Origin of the sequence: Polynucleobacter sp. HIN8 (genome assembly GCF_030297615.1) — a bacterium.
GTDB lineage: Bacteria > Pseudomonadota > Gammaproteobacteria > Burkholderiales > Burkholderiaceae > Polynucleobacter.
In genome coordinates this window covers 613,218-629,885 of the sequence record NZ_AP028139.1, presented here as the reverse complement: position 1 = coordinate 629,885, position 16,668 = coordinate 613,218, and the positions used below count along the sequence as shown (strand labels likewise).

Here is a 16,668-nt window from a genome sequence, read left to right as displayed (position 1 = left end):
AGATGCCCATGTCACTGGGTCGCGCTTGGGCAGTTCCTCTTCTGCCCCTTCTCCTGTGGCTCGTATTGGTAGTGAGTGGCCAAGAGATTCAGCTCTTTCTGTGGATGAATCAGGCTGCGCAAATCCTACCGAACTGGGTGTGGGCATGGTTTACGTTCTTAGGTAATGGCTGGGGAGTATTTGCCCTATGCTTTCCGCTACTCTTGATTGCCCCACGACAACTCTGCGCGGCTCTTCTTGCAGGTAGCTTTGCTGCCATTATTAGCCTCATCCTAAAACCATTGATTAATTTACCCAGGCCAGCTGGTGTTCTAGCCGAGAATAGTTTTACGATTTTGGGTAACCCTCTGCTTCAACATGCGCTACCTTCTGGTCATACCCTCACGGTGTTCTCCGTAGCGAGTGCACTTTATTTTGCCACTACACCAGCGCGTCGTAATTTACTTCTAGTCTTGTTTGTCATAGCTACTCTAACTGGCATCTCACGCAGCGCTGTAGGCGCCCATTGGCCTGGGGATATTTTGGTTGGGTCTGCCTTAGGCATCTGGTGTGGCCTGATTGCCAGTCATTTAATGACCCATGTAAAGAATCAATACTTAAACCCAACAAGCCTCATTCCTCGGATCATTGCGGTTGCTGGAATCGTAGAGCTCTATATCTTACAAACCACGGTCTTGGATTTTCCGCATAATCAACTTTTGCAATACCTCGGTAGCGCGCTTGTTCTGATCACACTGCTGGCGTTTGTGATGCGCCAAAATAAGCCGCAATCCAATGTTTAGTTATCGCCACGCATTTCATGCGGGTAACCACGCCGATGTCTTAAAACATTTAGTACTGATTCATAGCGTGCAATACCTGCAAGAGAAAGATGCGGCAGTGATGTTGGTTGATACTCATGCGGGTGCCGGTATCTATTTGCTACGCGATGGTTATGCGGCTATTAGCCAAGAATGTCAAGGAGGGATCGATCGTCTATGGAAAAGTCCGGAGTTTGATCAGCCTGACTTTAGAGGGTATCGGGAGGCAATTGATCATTTCAATTCCAAAGATGCATTGAATGTTTATCCCGGCTCTCCATTTATCATGGCGCACCTCCTTCGCCCTCAGGATCGCCTACGATTATTTGAGCTCCACCCAAGCGATATTGGTGTTTTACAAACCAATATTGCGACCTTAGGCAATCAATCGCAAATTGATGCACGCCAACACGATGGTTTTTTGTCCCTAAAGTCCTTACTACCCCCACCAAGCCGTCGGGGTTTGATCCTGATGGATCCATCGTATGAGCTCAAGTCGGATTACCGAGCGGTCGAAGCTAGCTTAAGTGAAGCTTTAGAGCGATTTGCAACTGGCACCTATCTGATTTGGTATCCCGTCTTACAACGCCCAGAATCTAGGCAACTGGTCAAGCGCTTGCGCGCTTTATCTGAGCAATTCGAGCGTCCATGGTTAAGAGCCGAGCTGCGTATTGCACATTCAGTTGGGGAGAAACGACTTCAATTCAGCGGGGTATGGGTGATTAATCCAGTTTGGACCTTGGCACCCTTTTTAGAAAGAACTTTGCCGATCTTACAAAGGGTCTTAGGTGAAGATACGGGAGCAACGTTTGACTTAGAAACTAGTAGTCCAACATAACTTCATTACGCCGCAGGAAAGGAATGCTCCACGGCGGGTTATACCGCGCCAGTTGCGGCTCACCTAATGGAGTCAGATTTTTAGACTTCATCCACGCCTTCAGTTCCGCTGTTTTCTCTTGCGTCTTCTCTTGCGAGTTAAACCCAGTAAAACTAATCACCGCTTTACGGTGCGCCGGGATCTCTTTGAGCTTAACCTCAGGGCTGAGTGGTGTCGGTAAGGTAGCTAAGGTGTACTGACCAGGCATCACAAAGAACATGCGCCATTGATTAGGGCCCGCTTGATTTTCCATCGTCACCGGTGCGGTCATCGCAATCTTCTCGCTGGCAGGTTCCATCGTTACCGGAACGGTCATCGCGATCTTTTCATTCGACTTTGCATCAGTGGATGCATTTGCTTTTACTTGATTCTTACCGAAAATATATCCGGCAATTAAACGAAACCCCTTACTACCCGCTTCACTCATGTCGCCGTCCACAGTGACCTCGGCAATGATCATAGGGGCATATTGGCGCAACTCAAATGGAGCAGCGCTTTCAATCACGGTGTATTTCGGTTCTTCAAGCGCCATAAGTGGGGTGGATACCAAAAAAATTAGGCTGGAGATAATTGCTTGTCGTGCACGTTTTACCATTTTCCTTCCAATACAAATCCTTTTAAACTCGCTTGAAGATTGACTTGAGCACCGACAGGTAGCGTTAATTTATCAGCCACGTGACCGAATGGTAACCCAGTAAGTATCGGGATTTTCTTCGTCAAACGCTCTCGGACATACTTGAGCGCACTATCCAATTGGTAACCACGATCGACTTCGTATAAACGGTATTGATTAAAGTGCCCAAAAATAATAGCTTGCTGACTCGCAAGCACTCCAGCCTCATGAAGCTGTAACAACATACGCTCGATACGATATGGATGTTCATTGACGTCTTCAAGAAATAAGATCCCACCCTGAATCTGCTTTGCATTCGGAAAATAGGCGGTTCCCAACAGGGTAGTGAGAATACTGAGATTACCGCCCCAAAGCATCCCCTGAATATTTTGGGAGAGATCGACTTCACCAGCATAGTGCTGAATATCGGGTACTGCTACGCTCATGCGGCGCGACTGAATCGCAGTTTGGAAGTGGCGCCAGGTAAAGGCGCTCGGGGTCTGTGGCTCACCATACTCATTTAGTGGACCAAAATCATAATTGAGCATCGGCCCAGCTAAACTCATTGCCCCAGTTTTAGCAAGCAATCCCAAATGAAATCCGGTGAAATCGCTATGACCACAAATCTGCAAACCTTGCTTTACTGAGATTGCAATGTCTTTCCAGTTAATCGCATCAAGAAGACGATGTAGGCCATAGCCACCCCGAACCGCCATGACCATGTCATTCGGATCAATCGTGGGAATTAAATTGATTTCGGCTAAACGCTCTTGGTCCGTACCCGCAAAACGCTCAAATACTCGCTCAGTGCATGCCGCGTTATGCACCACTACACCCTGCTCCTTAAGCCAGCGCAAGGCAGCTTCTGGGCTGCGCATATCGGGACTTGCGCCAGACGGGGCAATTAAATGAATCTTCATGAACGTCGTTGTTTAAAAAACTCTCTCAATAGGTTGCCACACTCATCCGCTAATACGCCACCCTCAATTTCAGTTTGATGATTAATCGCTTTCAGGTCAAAGAGGTTAGCGACGCTACCGGCCATTCCTGTTTTGGGATCAGTTGCACCAAACACCACACGCTTGACTCTAGCATGAAGGATAGCCCCACAGCACATTGCACAAGGTTCCAATGTTACGTAAAGGGTTGATTGGGGAATTCGGTAGTTCTCAAGTGATTTAGCTGCCTCCCGAATTGCCATCATTTCTGCATGGGCACTGGGGTCATGTAACCCAATTGGCTGGTTGTAACCTTGACCAATGACCTGATCGTCAAATACAAGGACCGCACCCACCGGAACCTCGTTACATGCTGCTGCCTTTTGAGCTTGCAAAATGGCAAGACGCATAAACGATTCGTCTTGTGGCGATACCATCAGTCCTTAAGCCACTCGAACAGGATAATCAGCCCAGCAATTGGGTGTTTCGTACAATCGCACACTAAAGAGCGAAAGTTTTCCTTGGGTCTGTGCAGCAAAAATCGGTGCCAAACGATCAAAGGCAAACTTGACTAAGTTCTCAACCGTTGGCACATCATCCAACACCACAGTTTTATGATCTGGCAAACTTTCTAAGAATTGAACCAGTAGAGTATCTTGCTTAGCGACCAAAAATGCATGATCCCAGGGCTCAACCAAATGGGTCAAAGCGATACGTTTGACATCACCAAAGTCAATTACCATCCCATCATCGGCTTTCCCACGACTTTCATGGACGGGGCCCTGAACAGTTAACTCAATTGCATAGCGATGGCCGTGCAGGTGGCGACATTGCCCACCATGATTAGGAATGCGATGACCCGCATCAAATTCCAGGCGACGTGTAATCGTGAGTTGCTGCATTACCGAATTCCGATCATTTTGTGGGTTTGCACGCTTAAGCGCCAAAGCGGATGCTTTTGGCACAGTTCAACCGCGAAGGCCATATTGTCGCTTAGATTGGGGCCATCCATCGCTTGAATGTAACGGTGACGAAAATCCATTGCCTCAAAGCGATGTAAAACTGATTCAATCGGTTGATGACCTGCTTGCGGAACGACCAACTTGATTTCATGGGCCTGCTTCACAATCAAATCAGCCCCAGCCTTAGGGCTTAAGCAAACCCAATCTATTCCTTTGGGGACCGCAATTGTGCCATTCGTTTCAATCGCGATCTCAAATTGCTTTGCATGCAAGGCCTTGATTAAAGGCTCATCAAGCTGCAATAACGGCTCTCCACCGGTCATGACCACATAGCGATAACGATGGGTTCTCATCGAATCAATCCAGGCGTTTTCAATGGCCTTGGCAAGCTCCTCGGGACTCGCGAACTTACCGCCCCCAATGCCGTCGGTTCCAACAAAATCTGTGTCACAAAACTGGCAAATGGCAGATGAGCGATCTTCCTCGCGCCCAGACCACAAATTACAACCCGCAAATCGGCAAAATACAGCGGCACGCCCGGCCTGAGCGCCCTCGCCCTGTAAGGTTGAAAAAATTTCTTTAACCGAGTACATGAATAGAGATTACTTCCACGCAATGAGTTCCCAGCGCAGATAGTCCTCTTTGATGGATTGAGCCCAACCAGTCATACCTAGCCAGAGGTACTCGCCAAAGCTTTCACGCACAACCCAACGGCCAATTTGTGGGGCAAACCAAACCCGATCGCGTCGATTATTAACGTAGCGCATGAAGTCATCGCTCTCAAAATAATCTGCGGTATTCACATAATAGAGAGCATCAAACTCACCAGCTTGCGTTTTAATCCGATTCCAAGCATTTGCTTGAATGGTTAGGCCCCAATAGAAATCATTGTCTGGAAATCCCAGCACTTGATAGCGGGTCCGGTAAAAACCAGACCAGCCGGGCTTGAGTTCTTGCGGCCAAAGGGGTACAACCTTAGTAAACCGTTGTGGCGGGGTCCAGTGAGGATCTTGCAAAATCATTCCCCAAGGCTCTTGAATCTCATCGGGTAACTTACCTAGTTTTTTACCCTTCCGGGCAATTTGTATTTTTGGTCCCACAGATACAATGGTCTCGGTCAAAATATCAACCAACTCGCCATTGAAAACATTGCGAACTTCATAGATCCACTGCTGCCCCACTGCCGGCGCTCGAACAACTGGGGCAACCTGAGGTGGCGCAATCTCGGTCTTGGGAATGTGAGATACCGAACCCAGGCATGCGGTCAACAACAAACTAGCTATGGCAGTGGTTGCACTTCGCCAAGAAAGGTATTTAAACAACATCCGCGTTACTTCCAGGAACGCAATTGCCACGCGGTGCTGTTCTCGAGTAATACCGCACCAATTTGACCCTGAATTTGATAGGAGCCAGAAGACTCGCGCGCAACCCAACGTCCAATTTCTGGGGCAAACCAAATGATCTCGTGACGAATGCAATCCAGCTTATTGGCATCGTCACTCTGAAAATTTATTAGATTTTGATAGCGCAAACAGGTGAACTCACCAGCTGGAACTTTAAGCTTTTCCCAGCCCGCACAATACATATACTGCTGCCAACCAAACGAATTACCTGGGTACCCCGCAATTGAATAACGAGTCGTGAATTGCTTACTCCAATTAGCCTGCATTTGCTCAGGCCAGAGAGGAATCGCAGGGCCATAGCTCAGAATACGACCCCAATGCGGATCCGTTGTAATCATCCCCCAGGACGATTGAATCTCACTGGCAAGATTTGCGCCGTCGCGATTGCTGCGAGAGATCGTAACTCCTGGCCCCACAATCTCAATACGCTCGGTTACCACATCAAGTAACCGACTTGAGAATGTATCGAACTGCGAGTAGATCCATTCCTGACCTAATTGGGGCGAGCGCACACTGGGTATTTTCTTAGGAGCGGCAACTGGGATGCCGCGATCAAAGGTTGCCGTTGCGCAACCCAGTGGAGCTAAAGCAGCTGAACTAATAACAAGGCGACGTAGGGGGTTCATAGAAACTCCTTAGAACAAAAATAGCTATTCCCACTCGATCGTGGATGGTGGTTTACCACTGATGTCAAAGACCACGCGATTAATACCGCGCACTTCATTAATAATGCGATTGGATACTTTGCCAAGCAGTTCGTGTGGTAGATGCGCCCAATGCGCAGTCATAAAGTCTTGGGTTTGCACTGCGCGCAGTGCAACAACATATTCATAGGTCCGACCATCCCCCATGACTCCAACCGATTTCACAGGCAAAAAGACTGCAAACGCCTGACTCGTAAGTGCGTACCAAGATTGCTTGGTATTTGGATCAATCGTATTGCGAAGTTCTTCGATAAAGATGGCATCCGCTCTGCGTAAAAGATCCGCAAATTCCGGCTTGACCTCTCCTAAAATCCGGACGCCAAGTCCTGGTCCAGGGAAGGGATGGCGATCCACCATCTCCTTTGGTAAACCGAGCTCAACGCCCAAGGCTCGCACTTCATCTTTAAATAACTCCCGCAATGGCTCTAGAAGCTGAAGATGCATGTCCTCAGGCAATCCCCCAACGTTGTGATGACTCTTAATCGTATGGGTACTATTTTTACCCTTACCTGCCGACTCAATTACATCCGGATAAATCGTACCTTGGGCAAGCCACTTGGCATTTTTGATCTTGCCAGATTCGCGCTGAAATACCTCAACAAATTCTTTTCCGATAATTTTGCGCTTTTGCTCTGGATCGGTGACACCCTTTAGCTGGGATAGGAACTCATGCTCGGCATCCACATGAATCACCTTGACTCCCAAGTTTCGAGCGAACATATCCATCACCATCTTACCTTCATGAAGACGCAACAAACCATGATCGACAAATACACACGTTAGCTGAGGTCCAATGGCTCGATGAATCAGTGCTGCAGCCACACTCGAGTCCACGCCACCTGATAGTCCCAAAATTACTTCGTCATTGCCAACTTGGTGTTTAATCTTCGATACCGCTTCAGCAATGTAATCCCCCATCACCCAATCAGCCTTGCATTGGCAAATCTCATGTACGAAACGATTTAGGATCTCTTTACCCTTTAAGGTGTGGGTTACCTCAGGATGGAATTGCAAGCCATAAAAATGCTTCTCTTCATTGGCCATTCCCGCAATCGGGCATGAGGACGTTGAGGCCATTAATTTAAATCCGGGTGGCAACTCGGTCACCGAGTCACCGTGACTCATCCACACTTTTAGAATTCCATGGCCTTCGGCTGTGCGGTGGTCTTCAATATTGTTCAGTAAATCCGTATGGCCGCGGGCTCGTACCTCGGCATATCCAAACTCACGCGCTTTGCCCAATGACTCTGCCGAGGCAACCTGACCACCTAATTGGGCGGCCATCGTTTGCATACCATAACAAATACCAAGGACTGGAACATTCAGCTGAAAAACGATCTCTGGAGCCCTGGGGCTGTTAGGCTCAGTGACCGAGCTTGGTCCACCCGAGAGAATGATCCCTTTACAGCGACGTTCTTTTACAAATGTTTTGATTCGTTCAGGATCGGAGTCATAGGGCCAGATCTCGGAATAGACCTTTGACTCCCGCACACGGCGGGCAATCAATTGCGTAACTTGAGAACCAAAATCAAGAATCAGAATCGTATCGTGCACAGTTTTGCCCAAGCGACTCTTAATCAACGTGATAGTTAGGGGCTTCCTTCGTGATCTTCACATCATGGACATGCGACTCTCGCACACCCGCAGAAGTAATCTCCACAAAACTGGCCTTCTCATGCAACTGGGTAATGGTTGTGCAGCCACAATAGCCCATCGACGAACGAATGCCGCCACTCAGTTGATGCAAGATACTCAGGACGCTTCCCTTGTATGGCACTTGCCCCTCGATTCCCTCGGGGACCAATTTCTCAGCATTGGCAGCACTGATATCTTCTTGGAAGTAGCGATCGGCGGCACCATCGGCCATGGCGCCTAAGGAGCCCATGCCTCGATAACTCTTGTAGGATCGCCCTTGGTATAAAAAGACTTCGCCAGGCGCCTCTTCCGTTCCAGCAAACATACCACCCATCATCACGCTATTGGCACCGGCGGCCAGGGCTTTCGCAACATCTCCGGAGTAGCGTACTCCGCCATCTGCAATCAATGGAATACCAGTCCCCTTTAGGGCATCGGCAACATTTACCACTGCTGTAATTTGTGGGACGCCGACACCTGCCACAATTCGGGTAGTACAAATAGAGCCAGGACCAATGCCCACTTTCACACCGTCTGCCCCATGGTCAGCAAGTGCTTTCGCAGCATCGCCAGTCGCAATATTGCCGCCGATGACTTGTACTTGAGGATAGTTCTGCTTGACCCACTTCACCCGATCGAGAACGCCTTGGCTATGGCCATGTGCAGTATCGACCACAATGACATCAACACCAGCCTTGACCAGCAGCTCAACGCGCTCGTCATTCTCAGGACCAACGCCGACAGCAGCGCCAACGCGTAATTTTCCTTCGCTATCTTTAGCGGCGTTCGGATGCTCGGTAGCTTTCAAAATATCTTTAACGGTGACCAAACCACGTAACTCAAAAGCATCATTGACAACCAATACGCGCTCTAAGCGGTGCTTACTCATGAGGCGTTTAGCATCCTCGAGACTCGCGCCCTCCTTCACAGTGATGAGTCGCTCACGCGGAGTCATCTTTGCTTTTACGGTCGCATCTAAATCTTCTTCAAAACGAAGGTCGCGATTGGTGATAATGCCAACCACCGTTTTCCCCTGAAGTACTGGAAACCCTGAAAATCCATGCTCCCTCGACAAAGCAATCACTTGACGCACGGTCATCTCAGGAGAAATCGTGATTGGGTCGCGTAAGACTCCCGACTCAAAGCGCTTTACCTTGGCCACCTCTTTGGCTTGCTCAGCCGGCTTTAGATTTTTATGAATGATTCCGATACCACCCTCACTTGCCATGGCAATCGCGAGCCTGCCCTCGGTCACTGTATCCATCGCAGCAGATACCAAGGGAATGTTGATCGTAATCTCGCGGGTTAATTGGGTGACCAAGCTGGTGTCACGAGGAAGGACGGCCGAATAAGCCGGCACAAGGAGCACGTCATCAAAGGTCAGTGCTTTTTGTATGAGTCGCATGCAAAACCCCTAGTCGCAAAATCCGATTATAAAGGTTCTGCGTCGAAAGCTCCTTCATGGCCTGGGTTTTGCTGCCTGGCGGCGCAGCGCTTTCGCTTTTAGAAGGCTGTCTTTGTCCCGATTAGCCTTCTTTCGCCTGGCCGATTTAGGGTCAATCAGTAATGGTGCATAGAGCTCCAAACGGTCCCCGGCATAGAGTGGGCTATCCCAATCCTTTCGCTTACCAAATACTCCATAACACCCCTTCCGGCTAATCGCTGGATCGTCTTGATTGTTAGCGATCCCCAAGATTTGAAGCGCCCAACCCACCGTGGGCTTTTGGACATCATGGAATGGAAGGTGATGAATTTCCAGTAATGGCGGATCCTGGCGCGCATCGCATAAAAGTATTTCCATGGATTTAGCTTTAGTGGCCATACAGTTGCTCCGCTCGCTTTACAAAACAGTCCACAAAGGTACTGGCGATATAAGAAAACACCGGACCGATGATCTTATCTAGGATCACGCTTTTAAACTCCCAGTGCAAATTAAACTCAATCTTGCATGCATCTTCACGTAAGGGAATGAAGCGCCACTGCCCAGTGAACTTTTTAAATGGACCATCGACAAACTGCATATCAATCGAATCGGGGCGATGGTTTGTGTTCCGAGTATGAAAGAACTGCTCAATGCCTTTGAAGTGAATCTTGATTTTGGCATCAAGCACCGTCTCGGTTTGCTCGTAAATATCCACACCGCCGCACCAGGGTAAAAACTCTGGATAGCGCCTAACGTCTGTAACTAGGCTATACATGCGGTCAGCGGATTGACCAATCAAAACCGTCTTATTGACGTCTGCCATAATGAAACTGTGGAACCTATAAAAACTCTAAACCATGAGTATCGTTGATAACAAAAAAGCATTCTTTGATTATTTTATTGAAGAACGCTATGAAGCGGGTCTTGTCCTCGAAGGGTGGGAGGTCAAGGCAATTCGTGCTGGGCGCGCACAAATTAAAGAAGCGTATGTGGTCGTTCGCAATGCTGAAATTTTTCTAATTGGTTCTCATATCAGCCCACTTTCATCGACATCGACGCATATCTATGCTGACCCAACCCGAACACGGAAACTTCTCTTAAATGAGAGCGAGATTCGGAAATTAATCGGCAAGGTTGAGCAACGTGGCTATACCTTAGTCCCCCTCAATTTGCACTTCTCAAAAGGTCGAGTCAAATGTGAAATTGGGCTTGCCCGAGGTAAGAAACAACACGATAAGCGCGAAGCCAGTAAAGAGCGTGATTGGGAGCGCGAGAAGGCCAGAATCGTGCGCGGGCAACTCTCCTGAATCCTTATTTGCACTATTTGGGTGCAAATAAGGATTTCTAAAGCCGCTACTGGACATGTGAAGGATGAGAAATCAATTTTTGGCTAAAAACTCCCAGGTTTGTACGACGCTGTCTGGATTTAGTGAGATGGAGGTGATTCCCTTTTTCACAAGCCACCTGGCAAAGTCTGGGTGATCAGAGGGTCCCTGTCCGCAAATGCCAACATACTTCCCTTGCTTGACGCAGGCATCAATCGACCGCTCAATCATGAACTCCACTGCGGGATCGCGCTCATCGAAATCAATGGCCAAGAGCTCCATGCCAGAATCGCGATCAAGCCCTAGAGTTAACTGGGTCATATCGTTTGAGCCAATTGAGAAGCCATCAAAGTACTCCAGGAATTGATCGGCCAAAATGGCATTCGATGGAATCTCGCACATCATGATCAATTTCAAGCCGTTAACCCCGCGTTGCAGACCAAACTTAGCCATCATGTCTATCACGCGCTTTGCCTGTGCAATGGTTCGCACAAACGGCACCATGATCTCCACATTATCCAAGCCCATTTCCTCGCGTACTCGCTTCATCGCAGCGCATTCAAGGGCAAATGCCTCCCCAAAATCCTCTGACACATACCGCGATGCCCCCCGAAAGCCGAGCATGGGGTTTTCTTCATCTGGCTCGTAACGCGATCCGCCAATCAACTTTTTGTACTCATTGGACTTAAAGTCCGATAATCGGACAATGACTGGCTTGGGATAAAAGGCGGCAGCAATCGTTGCGACCCCTTCAACCAATTTATCCTCATAAAATGCCCGTGGACTTGGATACCCGCGCGCCACACTCTCCACCGCCCGCTTTAGATCGGCATCAATATTGGGATATTCCAATACTGCTCGCGGATGCACGCCAATATAATTATTAATAATGAATTCCAATCGGGCCAGACCAACACCCGCGTTTGGCAGTTGGCAGAAATCAAAGGCCAACTGAGGGTTACCGATATTCATGGTGATCTTGACAGGTATCTCAGGCAAAACACCGCGCTTTACCTCAGTGACCTCGGTTTCAATCAGGCCATCATAAATACGTCCTTCATCACCCTCAGCGCATGAAACAGTAACTACTGCACCATCTTGTAAGACATCGGTTGCATTACTGCAACCCACAACTGCAGGAACACCAAGTTCACGCGCAATAATTGCGGCATGGCAAGTTCTACCACCTCGATTAGTGACGATTGCCGAAGCACGCTTCATGACGGGCTCCCAATTTGGGTCGGTCATATCGGCCACCAAAACATCACCAGGCTGAACCCGATCCATTTCGCTAGCATCTCGAATTACCCGTACTGGACCACCACCAATTTTTTGGCCAATGGCTCTACCCGTGGTAATGACTTTTGAATTTCCCTTTAAGCGATAGCGCAGCTCTACTTGATCAGCTGCTTGGCTTTTGACGGTCTCAGGACGTGCCTGAAGAATATAGATCTTGCCATCCTCACCATCTTTACCCCATTCAATATCCATGGGTCGCCCATAGTGCTTCTCAATAATGACTGCATACTTTGCAAGCTCAGTGACATCATCATCGCTAATTGAGAAACGATTGCGTTCTTCAGGGTTCACTTCAACGGTCTGCACACGCTCTGCGGAACCTTGGGGAGCAAACTGCATCTGAATTAACTTTGACCCCAATGATTTCCGAATAATGGCCTTTTTGCCCTTGGCTAAGGTCTCTTTAAAGACATAGAACTCATCGGGATTGACTGCGCCCTGCACCACCGTCTCACCCAAACCATAGCTAGAAGTAATAAAAACTACTCCCGAAAACCCAGACTCGGTATCGAGAGTAAACATCACGCCTGCTGCCCCAAGATCCGAGCGCACCATGCGTTGTACTCCGGCAGAAAGTGCGACATCCGCGTGAGCAAACCCTTTGTGGACGCGATAGGAAATCGCGCGATCGTTATATAGTGATGCAAATACCTCACGGATTTTTTTTAACACCTCATCGATGCCAGAGACATTCAAAAAAGTTTCTTGCTGACCTGCAAATGAAGCGTCGGGTAGATCCTCAGCCGTTGCCGAGGATCGCACCGCAAAAGATCCCTTACTCGATGTATCGAGTTTTTGAAAAGCTGCGCGTATATCAGCTTCTAACTGAGGTTGAAAGGCGGCCCCCTCGATCCATGAGCGAATCTCAGCACCTGCCTCAGCTAAAGCGCGGACATCATCCACATTGAGCTTAGCAAGCCGCTCTGAAATCTTTTGATCGAGTTGATTATGTTTTAAGAAATCCCGAAATGCAACCGATGTGGTGGCAAAACCGGTTGGAACGCGGACCCCTGCAGATGCCAACTGTGAAATCATTTCACCCAATGAGGAATTTTTACCACCTACCGACTCGACATCGCCAACACGCAGCTCCTCAAAAGGCAAAACATAGGCGTTTTGCTTATTTTGCATAGACATAAAGACTCTCGTAAAGTTAAAAAACTGGCTAAAGCGTTGCTCCTAAAATCGGGCATACTTGAATGAGCATTATTGTATTACTGGACCTTAATTTGCCTATTTTTTAATCAATCTTTATCTCATCTAACACCATGACTCTTCTGGCCAATACCGCGCCCCGCATTGTTTATATCGTCTCTGATGGGACGGGTATTACCGCTGAAAACTTTAGTCAATCGATCTTGGCTCAGTTTGAAGCCAGCTTTCGACAGATTCGTATTCCATTTGTCGATACTGTGGACAAAGCACATGACGCGGTATCTCAAATTAATGGCACTGATCCGAAGTATGGTCAAGCAATTGTCTTTACCACCCTGGTTAATCCAGAGGTTAATCAGATTGTTGGAAAAGCCAAGGCATTAGTCCTTGATATGTTTCAAACCTTTGTGGCACCCCTTGAAGAAACTCTGGGAATGCGCTCAACCCACGCAATCAATCGTTTACATCACAACGCCGATACGGATGCGTATAAAAATCGGATTGAAGCAATTAACTATTCTTTAGCCCACGATGATGGCCAGTCCAATCAAAATCTGGTGGATGCCAATGTGATTCTGGTGGGAGTGTCTCGAGTTGGTAAAACACCTACAAGTCTTTACTTAGCCATGCAATATGGATTGAAAGCAGCAAATTACCCACTGATCCCTGAAGACTTTGAACGGGGACGGCTACCCAAGGATCTACTCTCTCATAAACAAAAAATTTTCGGCTTGACGATCGACCCCGAACGTTTATCAGAAATTCGAAACGAACGCCGACCGGGAAGTAACTATGCCAAATTAGAAAACTGTCGATACGAGATTAATGAAGCCACTGCCATGATGCGGCGCGAGTCCATTCCATGGGTCTCGACCACCAGTAAATCGATTGAAGAAATTGCAACAACAATCCTACAGGCAATTCGCTCTGATAAAACCATACTCGGCTAGGCATGGTTAAGTATTAAATTGCCCTCGCACACGCAAGGTCTCGTACAAACATACTGCAGCAGTACTCGCTACATTTAAAGACTCCAGCTTTGGATTTTGAGGAACCCGAATCGAAGTGGCTTGTTGTGAAAGCTCAGGAGAGACCCCTTGCCCCTCATTACCAAATACCCAAGCAACTGGCTTTTGTAGAAGTGCTTGCATAGAATAGAGCGAGCGCTTAGCGGTCATGGCAGTTGCCAACAAAGGTGCCTCAATATTACTGGTCACCTCATCGACACTTTGCGCCTCATAAAAAGTCAAATAGCGATGTGCGCCCATCGCTGCCCGAATTACTTTAGGCGACCAAATATGAGCGGTTCCAACCGTACACACGATTTGATAGAAATGGCACGCTAAAGCCGTGCGCAAAATTGTTCCGACATTACCAGCATCCTGAACAGCATCTAAAACAATAGTGTCGCCCAGTAAGTTCTTGGACGTATTTTTTAGAGGCTCTAGACGAACTAAACCCATGATTTGAGGTGCGCACTCCAGTTCACTAATTGAAGGCCATAAGACCTCATCAACCAACAGAATTTCAGCTTCTGGGCATTGTTCGCAATGCGTGTGAATGATATGCGCAATTTCAGCATTAGCAAGGGCCCCTTGAGTGATTACGATGCTCTCCAAACGAGGGTCACCTTGCCATACTTGCAATAGATGGATTCCATCCATTACGGCAAGCTGATGCTCATGGCGAGCCTTCTGACCCTTACTACCTACCTGCTGAAGCTGACGAATTCGCTTGAGCAAGGTATTTTCTTTTGATGAAATAATACCCTTGGGGTTATGCATTAATAAGCTCCCGCACTGGCGCAAATGAGCGCCGATGCTCTAAGCATGGGCCATAGTGCTTCAGAGCTGCAATGTGAGCCTCAGTGGGATAACCCATATGCTGATTAAAGCCATACTGAGGAAATTGCAGATGCAAAATTTGCATTTGTCGATCACGATGCACCTTGGCAAGGATGGATGCTGCTGAGATGGCCGGTTCTTTTGCATCCCCTTGAACAATTGCGCGCGCTGGGATGGGTAATGAAGGGCAACGATTACCATCGATCAGGGCTTCACCTGGCCACTCGCCCATCTGATCAACTAGAGACTGTATTGCGCGTTGCATAGCCAACATGGTCGCTTGCAAGATATTGAACTGATCGATCTCCTGGGGAGATGCTTCGCCAATGCCCCAGGCCTTTGCCTTTGACATAATCTCCGTATAAAGGGTTTCCCGCTTTGCGGGACTTAATTTTTTTGAGTCCTTTAGCCCAACAATCGGTTGCTGAGGATCCAGTACAACTGCTCCAGCAACAACTGCGCCAACCAAAGGGCCGCGCCCCGCTTCATCAACACCGCAAATCCAGATGGTACTCATGGCCTACCGAACTCGGTCGTGGACGGTTTGTTCAATTGCTTGCGCTACCAGAAGCCCAGTCGGTCGCTTCAGAATCCGATGTAGCTCTTCAAACCGTTTTTGAAGAGCCTGAACTGCCTCCGGATGATTTAACCAATGCATTACTTCGCGAGCCAGGTCTTCGGGCTTAGCAGCATCTTGCAAAAGCTCCGGTACCACGAACTCACCACAGAGAATATTAGGCAAACCCACGTAAGGTAAATATCCCTGACGTTTCATAATCTGTGCGGTTAGCCAAGGCACCTTATACGATATGACCATGGGTTTTTTCCAAAGGGCTGCTTGCAAGGTAGCGGTGCCGCTAGCAATTAACACTACGTCAGCAGCAGCCAAAGCCAAATTGGCATCTCCGTCCAATAAGATCAATTGAATACCGGGATGACTCGTAACTAATTGCTGTCGTAAACCCTCAATTGCAGGTCGTAAATGGGGTGCCGCAACAGGAAGAACAAAATGAAGGTTTTGCCCCTTGAATTGGTTTGCCAGAATGGCCATGGTCTCAAAAAATAGTGGACCGATTAATTCAATCTCCGACTGACGACTGCCGGGTAACACCGCAATCGTTATGCTATCAATCTCCAAACTTTCCTTCGCTCCAACCTGATCCACAATCTCTGGGATCTCGCTAGCTAAAGGGTGGCCAACATAGCTTGCTGCAATCCCAGCTTTCTCATAAATCTCGGGTTCGAACGGAAATAAACACAGAACCCGATCGACCGCACGTGCTATTTTGTGAATACGACCACCTCGCCAAGCCCAAATCGATGGCGATACCAAATGAATGGTTGCAATACCTTCCTGCTTTAATCGAGTCTCAACCCCCAAATTAAAATCAGGCGCATCAACCCCCAAAAAGACATCGGGCCGCTCGACCTTTAAGAGGTAATGCAATAACTCAGAGCGTAATCGCAAAATGGCAGGTAATTGCGCTAATGCTTCGACATAGCCCCGCACACTCAAGGTCTCCATCGGCCAGCGCGAGATAAAACCCTCTGCTTGCATGGCTGGCCCACCAATTCCGAATACCTGGAGATCGCGGGTGGATGGTATCTGCTTTAGGGCAGCAAGAGCGGGGGCTGCGATTAAATCCCCAGATGGCTCTCCTGCAACACAAGCCAGGCTCGGCAAAATGAA

Annotated in this window: 19 protein-coding genes; 4 read left to right on the top strand and 15 right to left on the bottom strand. The window is 48.3% G+C overall.

Annotated elements, in window-relative coordinates; genetic code table 11:
* Positions 1 to 8: 8 nt before the first annotated feature.
* Both QUE65_RS03335 and QUE65_RS03330 read left to right on the top strand, forming a co-directional pair.
* A complete protein-coding gene (locus tag QUE65_RS03335; protein WP_286281885.1) occupies positions 9 to 782 on the top strand; it encodes a phosphatase PAP2 family protein in 774 nt (257 codons plus the stop codon).
* Positions 775 to 1,638 carry a 23S rRNA (adenine(2030)-N(6))-methyltransferase RlmJ gene (locus QUE65_RS03330; RefSeq protein WP_286281884.1) on the top strand — a complete coding sequence of 288 codons (864 nt, stop codon included), beginning with the start codon at positions 775 to 777 and terminating at the stop codon, positions 1,636 to 1,638. The genes QUE65_RS03335 and QUE65_RS03330 overlap by 8 nt, the downstream gene beginning before the upstream one ends.
* Here the strand turns inward: QUE65_RS03330 and QUE65_RS03325 are convergent.
* From QUE65_RS03325 to QUE65_RS03275, 11 genes are read right to left on the bottom strand one after another with little or no spacing between them, the layout of a single operon-like run.
* Positions 1,622 to 2,272 carry an SOUL family heme-binding protein gene (locus QUE65_RS03325; protein ID WP_286281882.1) on the bottom strand — a complete coding sequence of 217 codons (651 nt, stop codon included), beginning with the start codon at positions 2,270 to 2,272 and terminating at the stop codon, positions 1,622 to 1,624. The two genes, QUE65_RS03330 and QUE65_RS03325, sit on opposite strands and share 17 nt — an antisense overlap.
* The gene (locus QUE65_RS03320) at positions 2,266 to 3,210 is read right to left on the bottom strand and encodes an LD-carboxypeptidase (RefSeq protein WP_286281881.1); all 945 of its coding nucleotides are present in this window, start codon (positions 3,208 to 3,210) and stop codon (positions 2,266 to 2,268) included. Before QUE65_RS03320 ends, QUE65_RS03325 begins: the two co-directional genes overlap by 7 nt.
* Entirely contained in the window at positions 3,207 to 3,665 is a 459-nt protein-coding gene (gene tadA, locus QUE65_RS03315) for a tRNA adenosine(34) deaminase TadA (RefSeq protein WP_286281879.1), read from the bottom strand. Before tadA ends, QUE65_RS03320 begins: the two co-directional genes overlap by 4 nt.
* Positions 3,666 to 3,671: 6 nt before the next feature.
* Positions 3,672 to 4,130 carry a 6-pyruvoyl trahydropterin synthase family protein gene (locus tag QUE65_RS03310; RefSeq protein ID WP_251371915.1) on the bottom strand — a complete coding sequence of 153 codons (459 nt, stop codon included), beginning with the start codon at positions 4,128 to 4,130 and terminating at the stop codon, positions 3,672 to 3,674.
* The gene (gene queE / locus QUE65_RS03305) at positions 4,130 to 4,783 is read right to left on the bottom strand and encodes a 7-carboxy-7-deazaguanine synthase (RefSeq protein ID WP_286281877.1); all 654 of its coding nucleotides are present in this window, start codon (positions 4,781 to 4,783) and stop codon (positions 4,130 to 4,132) included. The genes QUE65_RS03310 and queE overlap by 1 nt, the downstream gene beginning before the upstream one ends.
* 9 nt (positions 4,784 to 4,792) lie before the next feature.
* Positions 4,793 to 5,545, bottom strand: a complete 753-nt coding sequence (locus QUE65_RS03300; RefSeq protein WP_286281875.1) for a hypothetical protein — start codon at positions 5,543 to 5,545, stop codon at positions 4,793 to 4,795.
* On the bottom strand, positions 5,521 to 6,219 hold the full coding sequence (locus tag QUE65_RS03295; protein ID WP_286281873.1) for a hypothetical protein: 699 nt from the start codon (positions 6,217 to 6,219) through the stop codon (positions 5,521 to 5,523). The genes QUE65_RS03300 and QUE65_RS03295 overlap by 25 nt, the downstream gene beginning before the upstream one ends.
* Positions 6,220 to 6,243: 24 nt before the next feature.
* Positions 6,244 to 7,851 (bottom strand): glutamine-hydrolyzing GMP synthase, encoded by a 1,608-nt coding sequence (gene guaA, locus QUE65_RS03290; protein ID WP_286282419.1) that lies wholly within the window; start codon positions 7,849 to 7,851, stop codon positions 6,244 to 6,246.
* A gap of 19 nt (positions 7,852 to 7,870) precedes the next feature.
* Entirely contained in the window at positions 7,871 to 9,337 is a 1,467-nt protein-coding gene (gene guaB / locus QUE65_RS03285) for an IMP dehydrogenase (protein WP_286281871.1), read from the bottom strand.
* A gap of 54 nt (positions 9,338 to 9,391) precedes the next feature.
* Complete coding sequence (locus QUE65_RS03280) at positions 9,392 to 9,754, bottom strand: RnfH family protein (RefSeq protein WP_215371864.1); 363 nt, start codon at positions 9,752 to 9,754, stop codon at positions 9,392 to 9,394.
* Positions 9,744 to 10,178 carry a type II toxin-antitoxin system RatA family toxin gene (locus QUE65_RS03275; RefSeq protein ID WP_215371862.1) on the bottom strand — a complete coding sequence of 145 codons (435 nt, stop codon included), beginning with the start codon at positions 10,176 to 10,178 and terminating at the stop codon, positions 9,744 to 9,746. Before QUE65_RS03275 ends, QUE65_RS03280 begins: the two co-directional genes overlap by 11 nt.
* Positions 10,179 to 10,212: 34 nt before the next feature.
* Between QUE65_RS03275 and smpB the strand changes: the two genes are divergently transcribed.
* Positions 10,213 to 10,662: an SsrA-binding protein SmpB gene (smpB, locus tag QUE65_RS03270; protein WP_215371861.1), complete on the top strand. Its 450-nt coding sequence runs from the start codon at positions 10,213 to 10,215 to the stop codon at positions 10,660 to 10,662.
* Between the two features lie 72 nt (positions 10,663 to 10,734).
* On the opposite strand, the gene ppsA is transcribed toward smpB, so the two are convergent.
* On the bottom strand, positions 10,735 to 13,116 hold the full coding sequence (ppsA, locus tag QUE65_RS03265; protein ID WP_286281869.1) for a phosphoenolpyruvate synthase: 2,382 nt from the start codon (positions 13,114 to 13,116) through the stop codon (positions 10,735 to 10,737).
* A 131-nt stretch (positions 13,117 to 13,247) separates the two neighbouring features.
* Between ppsA and ppsR the strand changes: the two genes are divergently transcribed.
* Entirely contained in the window at positions 13,248 to 14,084 is an 837-nt protein-coding gene (gene ppsR, locus QUE65_RS03260; RefSeq protein ID WP_215371850.1) for a posphoenolpyruvate synthetase regulatory kinase/phosphorylase PpsR, read from the top strand.
* A gap of 6 nt (positions 14,085 to 14,090) precedes the next feature.
* On the opposite strand, the gene QUE65_RS03255 is transcribed toward ppsR, so the two are convergent.
* From QUE65_RS03255 to lpxB, 3 genes are read right to left on the bottom strand one after another with little or no spacing between them, the layout of a single operon-like run.
* Positions 14,091 to 14,918, bottom strand: coding sequence for a TrmH family RNA methyltransferase (locus QUE65_RS03255; RefSeq protein WP_286281865.1), 828 nt, complete (start codon positions 14,916 to 14,918; stop codon positions 14,091 to 14,093).
* Positions 14,911 to 15,495 carry a ribonuclease HII gene (gene rnhB / locus QUE65_RS03250; protein ID WP_215371848.1) on the bottom strand — a complete coding sequence of 195 codons (585 nt, stop codon included), beginning with the start codon at positions 15,493 to 15,495 and terminating at the stop codon, positions 14,911 to 14,913. Before rnhB ends, QUE65_RS03255 begins: the two co-directional genes overlap by 8 nt.
* Before the next feature lie 3 nt (positions 15,496 to 15,498).
* Positions 15,499 to 16,662 (bottom strand): lipid-A-disaccharide synthase, encoded by a 1,164-nt coding sequence (lpxB, locus tag QUE65_RS03245; protein ID WP_286281863.1) that lies wholly within the window; start codon positions 16,660 to 16,662, stop codon positions 15,499 to 15,501.
* Between the last annotated feature and the right edge of the window lie 6 nt (positions 16,663 to 16,668).

Bases quoted from the DNA above. Each gene is read 5' to 3' on its own strand.
- QUE65_RS03335 (WP_286281885.1), top strand. From the start codon at position 9: ATGTCACTGGGTCGCGCTTGGGCAGTTCCTCTTCTGCCCCTTCTCCTG.
- QUE65_RS03330 (WP_286281884.1), top strand. From the start codon at position 775: ATGTTTAGTTATCGCCACGCATTTCATGCGGGTAACCACGCCGATGTC.
- QUE65_RS03325 (WP_286281882.1), bottom strand. From the start codon at position 2,272: ATGGTAAAACGTGCACGACAAGCAATTATCTCCAGCCTAATTTTTTTG.
- QUE65_RS03320 (WP_286281881.1), bottom strand. From the start codon at position 3,210: ATGAAGATTCATTTAATTGCCCCGTCTGGCGCAAGTCCCGATATGCGC.
- tadA (WP_286281879.1), bottom strand. From the start codon at position 3,665: ATGGTATCGCCACAAGACGAATCGTTTATGCGTCTTGCCATTTTGCAA.
- QUE65_RS03310 (WP_251371915.1), bottom strand. From the start codon at position 4,130: ATGCAGCAACTCACGATTACACGTCGCCTGGAATTTGATGCGGGTCAT.
- queE (WP_286281877.1), bottom strand. From the start codon at position 4,783: ATGTACTCGGTTAAAGAAATTTTTTCAACCTTACAGGGCGAGGGCGCT.
- QUE65_RS03295 (WP_286281873.1), bottom strand. From the start codon at position 6,219: ATGAACCCCCTACGTCGCCTTGTTATTAGTTCAGCTGCTTTAGCTCCA.
- guaB (WP_286281871.1), bottom strand. From the start codon at position 9,337: ATGCGACTCATACAAAAAGCACTGACCTTTGATGACGTGCTCCTTGTG.
- QUE65_RS03280 (WP_215371864.1), bottom strand. From the start codon at position 9,754: ATGGCCACTAAAGCTAAATCCATGGAAATACTTTTATGCGATGCGCGC.
- QUE65_RS03275 (WP_215371862.1), bottom strand. From the start codon at position 10,178: ATGGCAGACGTCAATAAGACGGTTTTGATTGGTCAATCCGCTGACCGC.
- smpB (WP_215371861.1), top strand. From the start codon at position 10,213: ATGAGTATCGTTGATAACAAAAAAGCATTCTTTGATTATTTTATTGAA.
- ppsA (WP_286281869.1), bottom strand. From the start codon at position 13,116: ATGTCTATGCAAAATAAGCAAAACGCCTATGTTTTGCCTTTTGAGGAG.
- ppsR (WP_215371850.1), top strand. From the start codon at position 13,248: ATGACTCTTCTGGCCAATACCGCGCCCCGCATTGTTTATATCGTCTCT.
- QUE65_RS03255 (WP_286281865.1), bottom strand. From the start codon at position 14,918: ATGCATAACCCCAAGGGTATTATTTCATCAAAAGAAAATACCTTGCTC.
- rnhB (WP_215371848.1), bottom strand. From the start codon at position 15,495: ATGAGTACCATCTGGATTTGCGGTGTTGATGAAGCGGGGCGCGGCCCT.